Raw genomic sequence first — 14,416 nt, 5'->3', positions numbered from 1 at the left:
GGGACGGTCACAGCAGGCTCTCCGGGATGTCCAGGTGCCGGGCCCGCAGCCACTCGCCGAGCGCCTTCGCCTGCGGGTCGAAACGGGCCTGCGCGGCGACGCCCTCGCCGAGGATGCCCTCGACGACGAAGTTGAGGGCGCGCAGGTTGGGCAGCCCGTGCCGGGTGACGGGCAGGTCGCGGGCCTCGGGGATCAGCTCGCGGAAGCGGTCGGCGGTCAGTTCGTGGGCGAGCCAGCGCCAGGCGTCGTCGGTCCGCGCCCACACGCCGACGTTGGCGTTGCCGCCCTTGTCGCCGCTGCGGGCACCGGCGACGAGGCCGAGGGGGGCGCGGCGGACGGGCCCCGGCGGGAGTGGCCGCGGCAGGGGTGGCTCCGGAACATGTGCGAGTACGACGGTGTCCTGGGCCTGGGGTGGTGCCACGGTCACGCGCCGCCCGTCATGGAGGACGGCCACATGGTCGACGGCCCCATGGGGGACGTACACATCCTCGAAGACCCCATAGGGCGCCCCCTTTCCGGGTGGCGCGAGCACATGGAAGCCGGGGTAGCTCGCGAGGGCCAGCTCGATCGCGGCGCCGCTCAGCGCCCGTCCGACGGCCTGCTGGTCGGCGTCCCGGACGACGAGCCGCAGCAGGGCGCCGGCCGTCTCCTCGGTGGGGGCGTCGGGCCGGTCGGTGCGGACCAGGTCCCACCGGACGTCGGCGATCTTGCCGAGGGCGGGTTCCAGCTGGGTCCGGACCAGCTCGGCCTTGGCCTCGACGTCCAGGCCGGTGAGGACGAAGGCGACCTCGTTGCGGAAGCCGCCGAGGCGGTTCAGGCCGACCTTGAGGGTGGGTGGCGGAGCCTCACCGCGCACGCCCTCCACGCGGACGCGGTCCGGCCCGTCCTGGCTCAGCCGTACGGTGTCCAGCCGGGCGGTGACGTCTGGTCCGGCGTACCGGGCGCCGCCCGTCTCGTACAGCAGTTGGGCGGTGACCGTGCCGACGTCGACGAAGCCGCCGGTGCCGTCGTGCTTGGTGACGACCGAGGTGCCGTCGGCGTGCAGTTCGGCGAGCGGGAAGCCGGGGCGGCGTACGTCGCCGTCCCGGAAGAAGGCGTAGTTGCCGCCGGTCGCCTGTGCCCCGCACTCCAGCAGGTGCCCGGCGACGACCGCGCCGGCGAGCCGGTCGTACTCCGTGGGCCCCCACCCGAAGTGCGCGGCGGCGGGCCCGGTGACCAGCGCGGCGTCGGTGACCCGGCCCGTGACCACCACGTCCGCGCCCGCCCGCAGGCACGCGGCGATGCCGAAGCCGCCGAGGTAGGCGTGCGCGGCCAGCGTGCCCGGGTGGGCGGCGGTGAGGTCGTCGCCCTCGACGTGCGCGACCCGCACCGGGATGCCGAGCCGCTCGGCCAGTGCCCGTACGGCGTCGGCGAGTCCGGCCGGGTCGAGGCCGCCCGCGTTGGCGACGATCCGCACGCCCCGCTCGTGGGCGAGGCCGAGGCACTCCTCCAACTGCCGCAGGAAGGTGCGGGCGTATCCGGCGGCGGGGTCCTTCAGGCGGTCCCGGCCGAGGATGAGCATGGTCAGCTCGGCGAGGTAGTCGCCGGTGAGGACGTCCAGCGGGCCGTCGGTGAGCATCTCGCGCATGGCGTCGAAGCGGTCGCCGTAGAAGCCGGAGGCGTTGCCGACGCGGAGCACGCTCACCGGGGTTCCCCCTGCGCCGGGCGGCTCCCGGCTCCGGGCGGGTTATCGGCTCCGGGCGGGCGTCCGGCTCCGGGCGGGCGTCCGGCTCCGGGCGGTCCGGCGAAGGCCTGCGCGATGTCCAGCCAGCGGTCGGCGTCCGGGCCCTCGGCGGTGAGCGCGAGGTCGGCGCGGTGGGCGCGCTGGGTGGCCAGGAGGCAGAAGTCGAGCGCGGGGCCGGTCACGCGCTGGGGGGCGTCCTCGGGGCCGTACGCCCACACGTCCCCGCCCGGCGCGGTGAGTTCGACGCGGAACGGTTCGGCGGGCGGGGTGAGCCCGTGGGCGGCGTAGGCGAAGTCCCGGGCGCGGACGCCGATGCGGGCGACGTGCCGCAGTCGGCCGGTGGGCGGGCGGGACACACCGAGGGCGGCCGCGATGTCCAGGCCGTGCGCCCAGGTCTCCATCAGGCGGGCGGTGGCCATGGAGGCGGTGGCCATGGGCGGGCCGTACCAGGGGAAGCGGGCGCCGGGGGCGGCGGTGCGCAGCGCCTCTTCGAGGGCGGCGCGGCCCTCTCGCCAGGCCGCCAGCAGCGCGGCGGGGTCCTGCTTCGCCCCCTCCTCGGCGCCGTCGTCGACGTACCGGTCGGGCGCGGCGAGGGCCTGCTCGATCAGCCCCTTGAATCCGTCCCCGTCGGTGACGGCGACCAGGGTGGCCCGGTCGGTCCAGTTCAGGTGCGCGATCTGGTGGGCGATCGTCCAGCCGGGCGCCGGGGTGGCCAGGCGCCAGCCCTCGGGGCTCAACTCGGCGACCAGGGCGTCGAGTTCCTCGCTCTCCTCGCGCAGGTCGTCGATCACGGGTGTCGGGTCGGACACGGTCGCTCCCCTCGGGCACGGCGGCGTGCGGCGCGGTGTGGTGAGGAGCATGGCAGGGGCGGCATTAACAATCAAGCATGCTTGCATGCTTTTTCGCGACGGGCGGGCGCCCCCGCAATCCTTGGCCGGGACGGCTTCGGATCAGCGCGGTCACCCGGCCGCCGGCCAGACCGTCATGTCGAACGTGAGGAAGCCGTCCTCCCGCATGGCGGTCGACTTGACCTGGATGACCAGCAGCGCGATGTCTCCGTTGCGGTGCTTGACGCAGATTTCGCTACCCGCCGCCTTGTCGGCCAGCAGCAGCTCGTGGGAGGCCTCCGGGTCGGAGGTCAGCCGACGGCACGTCTCGTACGTGGCGCCGGGGCCGAGGACGTTCTCGACCATCACGCTGGTGTCACTCTCCAGCTCGCAGCCCACGTTCTCGCAGCCGAAGCGGATGTCTCCCTTGCGGTCCTTGCTCTCCTTGCCGTTGTGGAGGATCAGCGAGTTGTCGTCCCCGAGCATCGGGGCGTAGTAGGCGTGGGCCACCGGTGCCGTGGTCACGGCCGTGGGCCCGTCGGCCCCCGTGCCCGACGTGTCGGCGGACGAGGCGGCGCCCGGCCCGGTCGACGACGCGGTCTCCCCCGCCGACGCCGGCCCCTCCGCCACCGGACGGGGCGTACCGGACGCCGAGGCGGACCCGACCGCGTCCCGGGCCCGGTCCAGGCCCCGCCCCGCCGCGTCCAGCAGCGCCGTGCCCGCCGCGATCACCAGGCCGCACGCGACGACGGCGGCGGCCGAGATCAGGACGGCGTTTCTCCGGCGGCGCCTGCGTTCTTCCGGCCCGCTCGGCCGCTGCGGCACGACCGGCCCGACCGGTCCGACCGGTCCGACCGGTCCGACGGCGCCCGGCCAGGGCGCGGGGCCGCCCGGCCAGGGCGCCGGGACGGTCCCCTGCGGGGCGGTCCACGGCGTGGTGTGCACCGCGGTCGGGCCCGGTGCCGCGACCGGAGCCGCGGCGGTCGCCGGTCCCGTGGCCGCGACCGGCGGCGGGACCGTCACCGGCGGCCCGGCGATCTCCCGCCACACGGCCGGACCCGACTCCTCCGCGCCGTCCCGGCCCAGCTCCCGGCGGCACCACTCGACGATCTCCGCCGGAGTGGCCCGCTCCCCCGGGTCGGCGGCCAGGCAGCGGCCGAGCAGGTCGCGCAGACGTTCGGGCAGCTCGGAGAGGTCGGGCTCGGAGTGGACGATGCGGTACAGCACGGTGGCGGCCGGTCCGTCGCCGTACAGCGGCTTCCCCAGCGCCGCGAACACGGCCGTCTGCCCGAGCGAGAAGATGTCGGTGGCCGCCGTGATGGCACCCGCGGAGGCCTGCTCGGGGGCCATGTACTGGGGCGTGCCGATGGTGGTGCCCGTGGCGGTGTGCGCGGTGCTGTCGGCGGCGAGCGAGATGCCGAAGTCGATGACGCGCGGTCCGTCGGCGGCCAGCAGGACGTTGGCCGGTTTGAGGTCCCGGTGCACGATCCCCGCCGCGTGGATGGCCTGCAGGGCCTCGGCGACCCCCGCCATCAGCCAGAGCACGGCGGACACCGGCAGCGGCCCGTTCCGGGCGACGGCGCCCGCCAGGGAGGGCCCGGGCACGTACAGGGTGGCCAGCCAGGGCGGGCTGCCGTCCGGGTCGGCGTCGATCAGTTCGGCGGTGTAGGCGCCCTTCACCGTGCGCGCCGAGGTGATCTCCCGGCCGAAGCGCCGCCGGAAGGTCGCGTCGTCGGCCAGTTCCGACCGTACGACCTTGATGGCCACGGGACGGCCGCCCCGGGTGTGCGACAGGTACACCCGCCCCATGCCGCCCGCGCCGAGCCGGGCCGCGAGACGGTAACCGGCCACCGTGCGCGGATCGTCGTCCTGCAAGGGCTGGAAGACCTCGGCCGTGTGATTCATCGGTTCCCTCCCCGTGATCCCGATGAGCTGACCAGGTACGCAGCCTATGCGCCGCGGGTGAGGGTCACGCGCGCCGGGGCCGTCACCGGGTGGTCACGCGCGCCGGGGCGGTCACCCGCGGCGCTCACGGCAGCTCGGGGAGCGGCTTCGGCCGCCGCCGCCCCACCTGGGTCCGTACCGCGCCCATGCTGGCCGCGATGACCAGGGCGATGGCGGCGGACTGGGTGGCGGTCAGGGCCTGGTCGAGGATGAGGAAACCGGCCGCGGCGGCGATGGCGGGCTCCAGGCTCATGAGGATGGCGAAGGTCGGCGCGGGCAGGCGGCGCAGCGCGAGGAGTTCGAGGGTGTAGGGCAGGACGGAGGAGAGCAGGGCGACCCCGGCGCCCAGTGCGAGCGTCACCGGGTCGATGAGCCTGGTCCCCGACTCGACGACGCCCAGCGGCAGGAACAGCAGCGCGCCGACCGCCATCGCCAGGGCCAGCCCGTCGGCCTGCGGGAAGCGGCGTCCGGTGCGGGCGCTGAAGACGATGTACGCCGCCCACATGGCGCCCGCCGCCAGGGCGAAGGCGGCACCGGCCGGGTCGAGGCCGTCGAAGCCGCCGCCGCCCAGCAGGAAGACGCCGGCCAGGGCGAGCGCGGCCCAGACCAGGTTGACCGCGCGGCGGGAGGCGAAGACGGAGAGGGCGAGCGGGCCGAGCACCTCCAGGGTGACGGCGGGGCCGAGCGGGATGCGGTCGACGGCCTGGTAGAAGAGGCCGTTCATGGCGGCCATGGCGACGCCGAAGACGACGACCGTGCCCCAGTCGGCCCGGGAGTGGCCGCGCAGCCGCGGCCGGCAGACCAGCAGCATGACGACGGCGGCCACGGCCAGCCGCAGGGTCACCACGCCGAGCGCACCGGCCCGCGGCATCAGGCTCACCGCCAGCGCGGCACCGAACTGCACGGAGATGCCGCCGGCGAGGACCAGGCCCACGGGGCCGAGGGCGCCGAACCGTCCGCCAGGAGCATCACCCGGCGCTCCGTCCGGCATGGACGCGTGACCGACGGCGGGCGCGGCGGCGGGCGCGGCGGCCGGGGACGAGGTGCCGGGGGTGGCGCTGGGAGTGGCACTGGGGGTACTCACGGGGGCTCCGGGACGGTGCGCGGGGTGGACGTCGTTCAGCGTACTGCACTGCACGGTCCACAGTAATGGACTATGTCAGGCACGTAGCACTTTTACGCAACTGTCAGGGCCGGGACATGCGGCTGTCAACGCCCGTCCGCCGGGCGAACCGGGACCGTCCGGACCGGGCCCCGGACCGAGCGGGTAGCGTCCACCGGGTGAGACGACTCCTGACCCGCCTCTGGCGCCTGCTGCGGCCCGTCCAGAGCCGCCTGATGTGGCTGGTGAACGCCAAGTTCGTGGTCGGCGTGACCGGCGTCGTGCGGGACGACGAGGGGCGGGTCCTGATGCTGAAGCACCGGTTGTGGGCGCCGGGCCGCCAGTGGGGTCTGCCGAGCGGCTTCGCGCACAAGGGCGAGGATTTCCGGCGGACCGTCGTCCGGGAGGTCAGGGAGGAGACCGGGCTCGACGTGGAGGCGGGCCGGCTGGTCATGCTCAACAGCGGCCTGCGCACCCGCCTGGAGGTGGCGTACGAGGCGCGGCTCCTGGGCGGGGAGCTGCGCCTCGACCCGTTCGAGATCCTGGAGGCCCGCTGGTGCCGCCCGGACGAGCTGCCCGAGGACGTCCAGCCGGTCTGCCGTCCGCTGGTACAGGGCGAGACGGTGCCCTGAGCAGCGGACGGCGGGTCAGCCCATGCTCTTCGCGCCGTCCAGGGACTCGCGGATGATGTCGGCGTGGCCGGCGTGCTGGGCGGTCTCGGCGATGACGTGCATCAGCACCCGGCGCGCCGACCACTCGGTGTCGGCCTCGAACCACGGCGCCTTCGGCAACGGCTGGGTGGCTCCCAGGTCGGGCAGAGTGGCGATCAGCTCCTCGGTCCGGCGGGCCACCTCGGCGTAGTCGTCCAGCACACCGGCCAGCGTCTCGCCGGGCAGCATCTTGAACTCGTCGGCCCGCTGGGCCCAGTCGGCTTCGGTCATGGCCGCGAAGTCGCCCATCGCGGAGGGGCCGTTGACGATGAACTCGGCCCAGTTCCGCTCGGCCGAGGCCGTGTGCTTGATCAGGCCGCCCAGACACAGCTCGCTGACGGTGGTCCGGAGCCCGGCCTGCTCGTCGGTGAGGTCACGGGTGGTGAAGCGCAGGAAGTGCCGGTGCTTGGCCAGCATCTCCACCAGGTCGGCGCGCTCGCCGGTGAGGGCTGCGGCCGGGGCCTCGGCGAGGTCGCGGGTGGTCGGCTCGCTGGTGGTCGACTCGTCAAGGGTCATGGTCTCCGCCTTCCGGTGTTCCTGCTCCGTCGGTCGAGGACCACACTAGGAGCGATCTAGGCCAGTTCGTGTCCTAGATCGCAGGGGACGAGGACCGGAATCCTCGGTGGGCGATCCCGCCCAAGCCCATCGCGGTGTCTGGCCCGGCGTCCTCGAAGGTGTCCGCGGACAGCCGGGCGACGCCCTCGGCGGAGGGGCCGTCGGTGGTGCCGGACAACAGCCACGTGACGCTGTCGACCGTGCCGCTGCCCGGCGCCGTCACCACCAGGTCGGCCAGCCCGTCGCCGTCCAGGTCGGTGAGGCCGACGGCGGCGCCGAAGTCGGCGTCCCCGCCCGGGGCGGCGCCGAGGTCGCGCCCGTCGAACAGCCGGGCGCCGGCACCGCTGAGCCCCTCCGGTCCTCCCGCCAGGAACAGCACGTACTCGGGCCCCGGTTCCCCGTTCCCGTCCAGGTCCCACCGGGGAGCCCCGGCCACCACGTCCTCGTATCCGTCACCGTTGACGTCCCCGGTGTCCAGGCTCTCGAAGACGACGTCCTGTTCCCGCAGTTCATCGCCCGGCACGCCGGGGGTGTTCTGGTCGACGGTCGTCGTCCTCTCCCCCGGGCCGTCCTCCGATCCGTACGCCACCGTCACCGAACTGCGGCTCGGGTCGCCGCCGAAGGGGTTGAGGACCAGGTCGTCGATGCCGTCCCCGTCCACGTCGCCGATCGCGCCCGTGTCCGCGTCGGGCAGGCGGGTGCCCTCCGGTTGCGTGAAGCCGTTTCGGCCACCGCGCAGGTAGCTCACCGGTCGGTTCACCTCGGACTTCGTGTCCGCGTTGTGGAAGCTCACCAGGTCGTCGATCCCGTCGCCGTCGAGGTCCCCGGCGACGAGGTCGACGTAGCTCGCGAGTTCGACATCGGCGGACGGCCTGCGCGGGGCGCGGACACGGCCCGTCCCGGCGGGGTCGCCGTCCCGTCCGAACGGCCCCTTGAGCAGCCCCTTGTCGGAGCCGAGCCCGAAGACCAGGTCGCAATGCCCGTCCCCGTCGAAGTCCCCGGCGACGAGGCTCTCGTTCAGGGAACCGTCGTTGTCCCAGGCGACGTGGCTGACGTCCGTCCCCGGTACCCGCGCGGCACGCGAGAGCCCCTCCTCGGACCCCCACATGATGATGATGCCCGACCCCGAGTCGAGGACGGTCACGGCGAGGTCGCTGTATCCGTCCCCGTCGAAGTCGCGCGCCACGGTCTCCGCCCCGAAGAAGGCCTCGTAGTCGCTCTTCCCGGGTATTCCGGCGTCGTCCTGCGTCAGAAACTGACAACGGGCGGTCCCCGCCCCCTCCCCCGCCCCGTACACGACCTCGATGCTCCCGCCGCCGACGGCGCCCTCCACGTCCGCAGGCCCCCCGAGGACCAGGTCGGGGTGCCCGTCCCCGTCGAAGTCGGCGGTGCCTTCCGACGCGGGCCGGTCCGACCCGGGTGCGGCGGTGGCGGTGCCGTGGCCGCCGCCCGTCCCGCAGTCGTACGGCGACGCGATGCCGGCCGGCCCGTCGTCGGCGATCACCAGACCCGCGGCGACCGCCAAGGCGACGACGACCGCGCCGCCCCCCATCACCCACGACCGCCTGACGCCCCGCCACCGCGACGCCTGCCCCTGATCACCCGAACCGTCCATACGAAAGATCACGCACCCACCGCGGCACGCGGTTCCGACGTCTCCCGCGCACAGACTCTCGCGCCTCGCGGAGATCCTGGGCGTCGATCAGCCTCGGACCGGGGGAACGAGCGGGACCGACTGACCGTCATACAGGGCATGCCTTCCGCCCTCATTCTTGGTTTCGACCCACAGGCCTTGCCCGGTACGGACGGGGACGCCTTGCGCGCGGCCCTGGACAAGGAACTGGCCCGTTTCGGTGAACATGCCATCGACGTCTCCGCGGCGTTGATCACACCGGGCGAATCAGCCGAGTCCACGGTAGTCGCGGCACTGTCCGAACGAGACTGGGACGTGGTCGTCATCGGAGGTGGGATACGCAAACCGGAGCCCGCTCTGACGTTCTTCGAGCAGGTCGTGAACCTGGTCCGGCGACACGCACCAAGTGCCGCGATCGCGTTCAACACCGGCATCGGCGACAGCGTCGAGGCAGCCAAGCGGTGGCTGTGAAACCCCGCCCACGAAGCGGCCGCACGGGTTCCTGATCCCACGGTGCCATCCCGGTCCCCGGGATCACCCTCCGGTCGTACGCCCAAGTACCGCCCAGGCCGGACGCGTTGAGCGCGACCGGGCCCCTAACGTCGGCCGCATGACGATCAGTTCGAGCACTTCGCGCAGAACCGTCCTGGCCGCGCTGCTCGCGGGAGCCGTGTCCGTACCCCTTGTCGGGGCCGCGCCCGCGTCGTCGGTGTCCGCCCCGGCGCTGGAGTTGCCCCGGCCCTCCGGCCCCCACCCCGTGGGGCGCCGCACCCTGCACCTCGTCGACCGGCAGCGCCGCGACCCCTGGGTGCCGACGGCACGCGGCCGGGAGCTGATGGTGTCCGTGTTCTACCCGGGTCGCTCGTCCGGCGGGGCCCCGGCGGCGTACATGACCGAGAGCGAGGCGCAGCGGCTCCTGGAGGCCAAAGGACTCGCCGAGGCCGTCCCGGCCGAGACGGTCGCCGGAACGCGTACGCACGCACGGCTCGCCACGCCGACCGCGCGGGGCCGCTTCCCCTTGGTGCTCCTGTCCCCCGGCTTCTCCATGCCACGCACCACGCTCACCGCGCTCGCCGAGGACCTGGCCGCCCGCGGCCACGTCGTGGCCGCCGTGGACCACGCCTACGAGTCCGTCGGGACGGAGTTCCCCGGGGGCCGGGTCCCGCCCTGCGTGGCCTGCGACCGCGTCGGCGCCGATGTCGACGAGGCGACGGTCGTGCGGGGCCGGGCCGCGGACCTCTCCTTCGTGATCGACGAGCTGACCGACCGCCGGAGTACGGGGGCACCGGCACACATGATCGACGCGCGCCGTATCGGCATCGCCGGCCACTCGATCGGCGGAGCGGCCGCCATGGCCACGATGGCGGCCGACCGCCGGGTACGGGCGGGGGTCAACCTGGACGGGGGCTTCTTCGTACCGGACGCGGGACACCGCATCGGCAGACGCCCGTTCATGATGGTCGGAGCCGAGGCCGTCCACGGTCCCGGCAACACCGCCAGCGACTGGGCCGCCACCTACGACCGCCTGCACGGCTGGAAACGCTGGCTGACCGTGGCGGGGGCCGGGCACTTCTCCTTCACTGACATCCCCTGGCTGGCGGAGCAGTTGGAGCTGCCCGATCCGGAGGTGCCGCTCTCGGGCGAGCGGGGCTGGTACATCACCCGCGACTACGTCGGCGCCTTCTTCGACCTCCACCTCCGGGGCATCGCCCAGCCCCTCCTCCACGGCCCCACGTCCTCCCACCCCGAGGTCGGATTCCACCGGCCGTAGGGGACCCCCGGCGGAACCGTCACTCCAGCCCCTCCGCCAGCACCTCCGCCAGATGCCGCCCCCGCACCCCCGCCAGCTGCTCCAGCTGCGTCCGGCAGGAGAACCCGTCCGCCAGGACCACCGCGCCGTCCGGCGCCTCGCGCACCGCGGGGAGGAGCTGGTCCTCGGCGCACGCGGCCGAGACCTCGTAGTGGCCGTCCTCGAAGCCGAAGTTGCCCGCGAGGCCGCAGCAGCCGCCGCTCAGCTCACCGGTCAGGCCCGCCGACTCGCGCAGGCGCCGGTCGGCCGCGTCGCCCAGGACCGCGTGCTGGTGGCAGTGGGTCTGGCCGACCGCCGGGAGGTTCACCGCCGGTGGTGTCCAGTCGGGTGCGTGGCGTTCCAGCGCCTCCGCGAAGGTCAGCACACGCGCCGCGAGCCGGGCCGCGCGCGGGTCGTCGTGCAGCAGCTCGGGCAGGTCGGTGCGCAGGGCGGCGGCGCAGCTCGGCTCCAGGACGACGACCGGCGCCGACGTCTCCAGCACCGGGGCCATCAGGTCGAGCGTGCGGCGCAGCACCGCGCGGGCACGGTCCAGTTGGCCCGTCGAGACGTACGTCAGGCCGCAGCACACCTGTCCCCGCCGCGCCGTGAGCAGCGCCGGCGCCGACCTCGACGTACCGTCCCCGACCAGCGCGCGTCCCCGCAGCGTCGGCGGCAGCACCACCCGCAGCCCCGCCGCCTCCAGCACCTGTACGGCCGCCCGGCCCACGGAGGGCGAGAGGTGCTCGGTGAACGTGTCGGGCCACAGCACCACCAGGTCGCCGTCCTCGGCCGGTCCCCGGCGCCGCCCCCGCCACCACCGGCTGAACGTCTCCCTGGCCAGCCGCGGCACCTCCCGCTCCCCCGCGATCCCGCCCAGCCGCTTCGCCACGGCGGCCAACGGCCGTACCGACGCGAGCGCGTTGAGTACCGGCGCCGTCCGCGTCCGCGCCGCCCAGCGCAGCCACACCGGCAGCCACCCCATCGCGTAGTGGGCGGCGGGGCGGCGGCGCCCCTCGTAGTGGTGGTGCAGGAACTCCGCCTTGTACGTGGCCATGTCGACCTCGACCGGGCAGTCGGAGCGGCAGCCCTTGCAGGACAGACACAGGTCGAGGGCGTCCCGTACCTCCGTCGACCGCCAGCCGTCCGTCACCAGCTCCCCGGCGAGCATCTCGTGCAGCAGCCGCGCCCGTCCGCGCGTGGAATGCGCCTCGTCCCCCGTCGCGCGGAACGACGGGCACATCACGCCCGCCCCCGACACCGACGTCGTACGGCACTTGGCGACGCCCACACACCGGCGTACCGCCGCCGAGAAGTCGCCGCCGTCGGACGGATAGCCGAACTCCACGTCCACCGGCTCGCGCGGCAGGACGGCGAAGCGGAGGTTCGCGTCGAGCGGCGCCGGGCGGACCAGCATGCCGGGGTTGAGGAGGTCGTCCGGGTCCCAGACCGCCTTGGCCCGCTCGAAGAGCGCCACCGTCTCCTCCCCGTACATCCGCGGCAGCAGCTCCGCCCGCGCCTGCCCGTCCCCGTGCTCGCCGGACAGCGAACCCCCGTGCGCCACGACCACGTCCGCCAGCTCCTCCGAGAAGCGGCGGAAGCGGACCACCCCGGCCTCCGTCAGCAGGTCGAAGTCGATGCGTACGTGGATGCAGCCGTCGCCGAAGTGCCCGTACGGGGTGCCGCGCAGGCCGTGGGCGGTGAGCAGGCGCCGGAAGTCCCGCAGGTAGCCGCCCAGCCGGGCCGGCGGCACCGCGCAGTCCTCCCACCCCGGCCACGCCTCCGAACCGTCCGGCATCCTGGTCGCCGTACCGCTCGCGTCCTCCCGGATCCGCCACAGCGTCCGCTGCCCGGCCGGGTCGGTCACCACCAGCGCGTCGACGACGTCCGCCGCCCGTACGACCGCCTCCGCACGCGCGCGTGCCTCCGTCTCCGTCTCCCCGCCCGTCTCCACGAAGAGCCAGGCCCCGCCCCGCGGCAGTCCCTCCGTGGACGGCACCAGGTCCACCGCCATGCCCTCCACCGTCAGCGGGCCGAGCGGCAGCAGCCCGGCCGCCGCCTCCGCCGCCCCGGCCTCGTCGGCGTAGCCCAGCACCGCCAGCGCACGCGCCCGGGGTGCCTCCACCAGCCGTACGACCGCCTCGGTCAGCACGCCCAGCGTGCCCTCCGAGCCGCAGAAGGAACGGGCCACGTCCGCGCCGTTCTCCGGGAGCAGGGCGTCCAGTGCGTAGCCGGAGATGCGGCGGGGGAGGTCGGGGAAGCCGGTGCGCAGGCGGGCGAGGTCGCCGTCCACCAGCCCGCGCAGCCCGTCCGGCGCGCCGGCCCACTCCCGCCCGAGCCGCAGCCGCCGCCCCCGCGCGGTGAGCACGGACAGCTCGCGCACGCTGTCCGCCGTCGTGCCCCAGGCGACCGAGTGGGAGCCGCAGGAGTTGTTGCCGATCATGCCGCCGAGCGTGCAGCGGCTGTGGGTGGAGGGGTCGGGCCCGAAACGCAGCCCGTGCGGCGCGGCGGCGTCCTGGAGGCGGTCGAGGACCAGCCCCGGCTGGACGACGGCCGTACGCGCCTCGGGGTCGAGCGCGACCAGCCGGTTCATGTGCCGGGTGAAGTCCAGCACCACCCCCGTACCCGTCGCCTGCCCGGCGATCGACGTACCGCCGCCCCGCGCCACGACCGGCACCCCGCGCTCCCGGCACACCTCCAGCACGGCCGCCACGTCGTCGGCGTCCCTGGGCGCGACCACCCCGAGCGGGACCCTCCGGTAGTTCGACGCGTCCATGGTGGTCAGCGCCCGGGACGTGGTGTCGAACCCGACCTCGCCGCGGACGGCCCTGCGCAGTGCTGCCTCCAGATCGGTCATGCCTCCAGCATGGGCTCTCGTAGCTCCGCACAGGTCCGCACGGCGGAGATCTCGTCTCATCGGACGGACATGTCTTCGTCCGGTTTGGCCGAGGCGATACCCTCCGGCTCGTGGCTGAGATCCAGATTCCTGCTGACATGAAGCCCGCGGACGGTCGTTTCGGCGCGGGTCCCTCCAAGGTGCGGGTGGAGGCGCTGGACGCCCTGGCCGCCACCGGTACGTCCCTGCTCGGCACCTCCCACCGCCAGGCGCCCGTCAAGAACCTGGTCGGCAAGGTCCGCGAGGGCGTCCGCGAGCTGTTCCGGCTCCCCGAGGGCTACGAGGTGATCCTCGGCAACGGCGGCTCCACCGCGTTCTGGGACGTCGCGACCCACGGCCTGATCGAGAACAAGTCGCAGCACCTGAGCTTCGGCGAGTTCTCCTCCAAGTTCGCCAAGGCAGCCAAGCTGGCTCCCTGGCTGGCCGAGCCGACCGTCGTCTCCTCCGACCCGGGCACCCACCCCGAGGCGCGCGCCGAGGCCGGCGTGGACGTGTACGGCCTCACGCACAACGAGACCTCCACCGGCGTCGCCATGCCCATCAAGCGCGTGGCCGGTGCCGACGAGGGCGCCCTCGTGCTGGTCGACGCGACGTCCGGCGCGGGCGGCCTCCCGGTGGACATCGCCGAGACCGACGTCTACTACTTCGCCCCGCAGAAGTCCTTCGCCTCCGACGGCGGCCTGTGGATCGGCGTCTTCTCCCCGGCCGCGATCGAGCGCGCCGAGCGCGTGCACGCGTCCGGCCGCCACGTCCCGGAGTTCTTCTCGCTGCCGACGGCGATCGACAACTCCCGCAAGAACCAGACGTACAACACCCCGGCGCTGGCCACGCTGTTCCTCCTCGGCGAGCAGCTCGACTGGATGAACGGCCAGGGCGGCCTGGACTTCACCACGGCTCGCACCAAGGACTCCTCGACCCGCCTGTACACGTGGGCCGACGAGTCCAAGTACGCCACCCCGTTCGTCTCCGACCCGGCCAAGCGCTCGCAGGTCATCGGCACCATCGACTTCGCCGACGACATCGACGCCGCCGCCGTCGCCAAGGTGCTGCGCGCCAACGGCATCGTCGACACCGAGCCGTACCGCAAGCTCGGCCGCAACCAGCTGCGCGTCGCGATGTTCCCGGCGATCGACCCGGCGGACGTCGAGGCGCTGACGAAGTGCGTCGACTACGTGATCGAGAAGCTGTAGCCGCGACCACGAGTCCAACGACGAAGGGCGCCCGGCGAATCATCCGCCGG

General features: G+C 74.1%; 11 protein-coding genes. 4 read left to right on the top strand and 7 right to left on the bottom strand.

All coding sequences use genetic code 11. The features are described from left to right. Positions 1 to 7: 7 nt before the first annotated feature. The 4 genes from C4J65_RS19045 to C4J65_RS19030 all read right to left on the bottom strand — a co-directional run bounded on the left by C4J65_RS19045 (position 8) and on the right by C4J65_RS19030 (position 5,578). Complete coding sequence (locus C4J65_RS19045) at positions 8 to 1,684, bottom strand: acyclic terpene utilization AtuA family protein (RefSeq protein ID WP_115743489.1); 1,677 nt, start codon at positions 1,682 to 1,684, stop codon at positions 8 to 10. Next, positions 1,681 to 2,532 carry a TIGR03084 family metal-binding protein gene (locus C4J65_RS19040; RefSeq protein ID WP_115743488.1) on the bottom strand — a complete coding sequence of 284 codons (852 nt, stop codon included), beginning with the start codon at positions 2,530 to 2,532 and terminating at the stop codon, positions 1,681 to 1,683. Before C4J65_RS19040 ends, C4J65_RS19045 begins: the two co-directional genes overlap by 4 nt. A gap of 150 nt (positions 2,533 to 2,682) precedes the next feature. Then, positions 2,683 to 4,455, bottom strand: a complete 1,773-nt coding sequence (locus C4J65_RS19035) for a serine/threonine-protein kinase (RefSeq protein ID WP_115743487.1) — start codon at positions 4,453 to 4,455, stop codon at positions 2,683 to 2,685. A gap of 124 nt (positions 4,456 to 4,579) precedes the next feature. Continuing rightward, positions 4,580 to 5,578, bottom strand: a complete 999-nt coding sequence (locus C4J65_RS19030; protein WP_162833245.1) for an EamA family transporter — start codon at positions 5,576 to 5,578, stop codon at positions 4,580 to 4,582. 197 nt (positions 5,579 to 5,775) lie between these two features. On the opposite strand from C4J65_RS19030, the gene C4J65_RS19025 reads away from it, so the two are divergent. Further along, positions 5,776 to 6,228, top strand: a complete 453-nt coding sequence (locus tag C4J65_RS19025) for an NUDIX domain-containing protein (RefSeq protein WP_115743486.1) — start codon at positions 5,776 to 5,778, stop codon at positions 6,226 to 6,228. Positions 6,229 to 6,243: 15 nt separating this feature from the next. Here the strand turns inward: C4J65_RS19025 and C4J65_RS19020 are convergent, their stop codons facing one another. Together C4J65_RS19020 and C4J65_RS19015 are read right to left on the bottom strand one after the other, a co-directional pair. Continuing rightward, positions 6,244 to 6,822: a DinB family protein gene (locus C4J65_RS19020; RefSeq protein ID WP_115743485.1), complete on the bottom strand. Its 579-nt coding sequence runs from the start codon at positions 6,820 to 6,822 to the stop codon at positions 6,244 to 6,246. 73 nt (positions 6,823 to 6,895) lie between these two features. After that, entirely contained in the window at positions 6,896 to 8,413 is a 1,518-nt protein-coding gene (locus C4J65_RS19015) for an FG-GAP repeat protein (protein ID WP_240330457.1), read from the bottom strand. A gap of 201 nt (positions 8,414 to 8,614) precedes the next feature. Here C4J65_RS19015 and C4J65_RS19010 point away from each other — a divergent pair, with 201 nt between their 5' ends. Together C4J65_RS19010 and C4J65_RS19005 are read left to right on the top strand one after the other, a co-directional pair. Further along, complete coding sequence (locus tag C4J65_RS19010) at positions 8,615 to 8,965, top strand: hypothetical protein (protein WP_115743483.1); 351 nt, start codon at positions 8,615 to 8,617, stop codon at positions 8,963 to 8,965. A 139-nt stretch (positions 8,966 to 9,104) separates the two neighbouring features. After that, positions 9,105 to 10,265, top strand: coding sequence for an alpha/beta hydrolase (locus C4J65_RS19005; RefSeq protein ID WP_115743482.1), 1,161 nt, complete (start codon positions 9,105 to 9,107; stop codon positions 10,263 to 10,265). A gap of 19 nt (positions 10,266 to 10,284) precedes the next feature. Here C4J65_RS19005 and C4J65_RS19000 read toward each other — a convergent pair whose 3' ends face one another. Further along, on the bottom strand, positions 10,285 to 13,137 hold the full coding sequence (locus C4J65_RS19000) for an FAD-binding and (Fe-S)-binding domain-containing protein (protein WP_115743481.1): 2,853 nt from the start codon (positions 13,135 to 13,137) through the stop codon (positions 10,285 to 10,287). 110 nt (positions 13,138 to 13,247) lie between these two features. On the opposite strand from C4J65_RS19000, the gene serC reads away from it, so the two are divergent. After that, entirely contained in the window at positions 13,248 to 14,366 is a 1,119-nt protein-coding gene (gene serC / locus C4J65_RS18995) for a phosphoserine transaminase (RefSeq protein ID WP_115743480.1), read from the top strand. Positions 14,367 to 14,416: the final 50 nt, after the last annotated feature.

The organism is Streptomyces sp. CB09001 (assembly GCF_003369795.1).
GTDB lineage: Bacteria > Actinomycetota > Actinomycetes > Streptomycetales > Streptomycetaceae > Streptomyces.
This window is presented reverse-complemented; position numbering and strand designations above follow the sequence as displayed.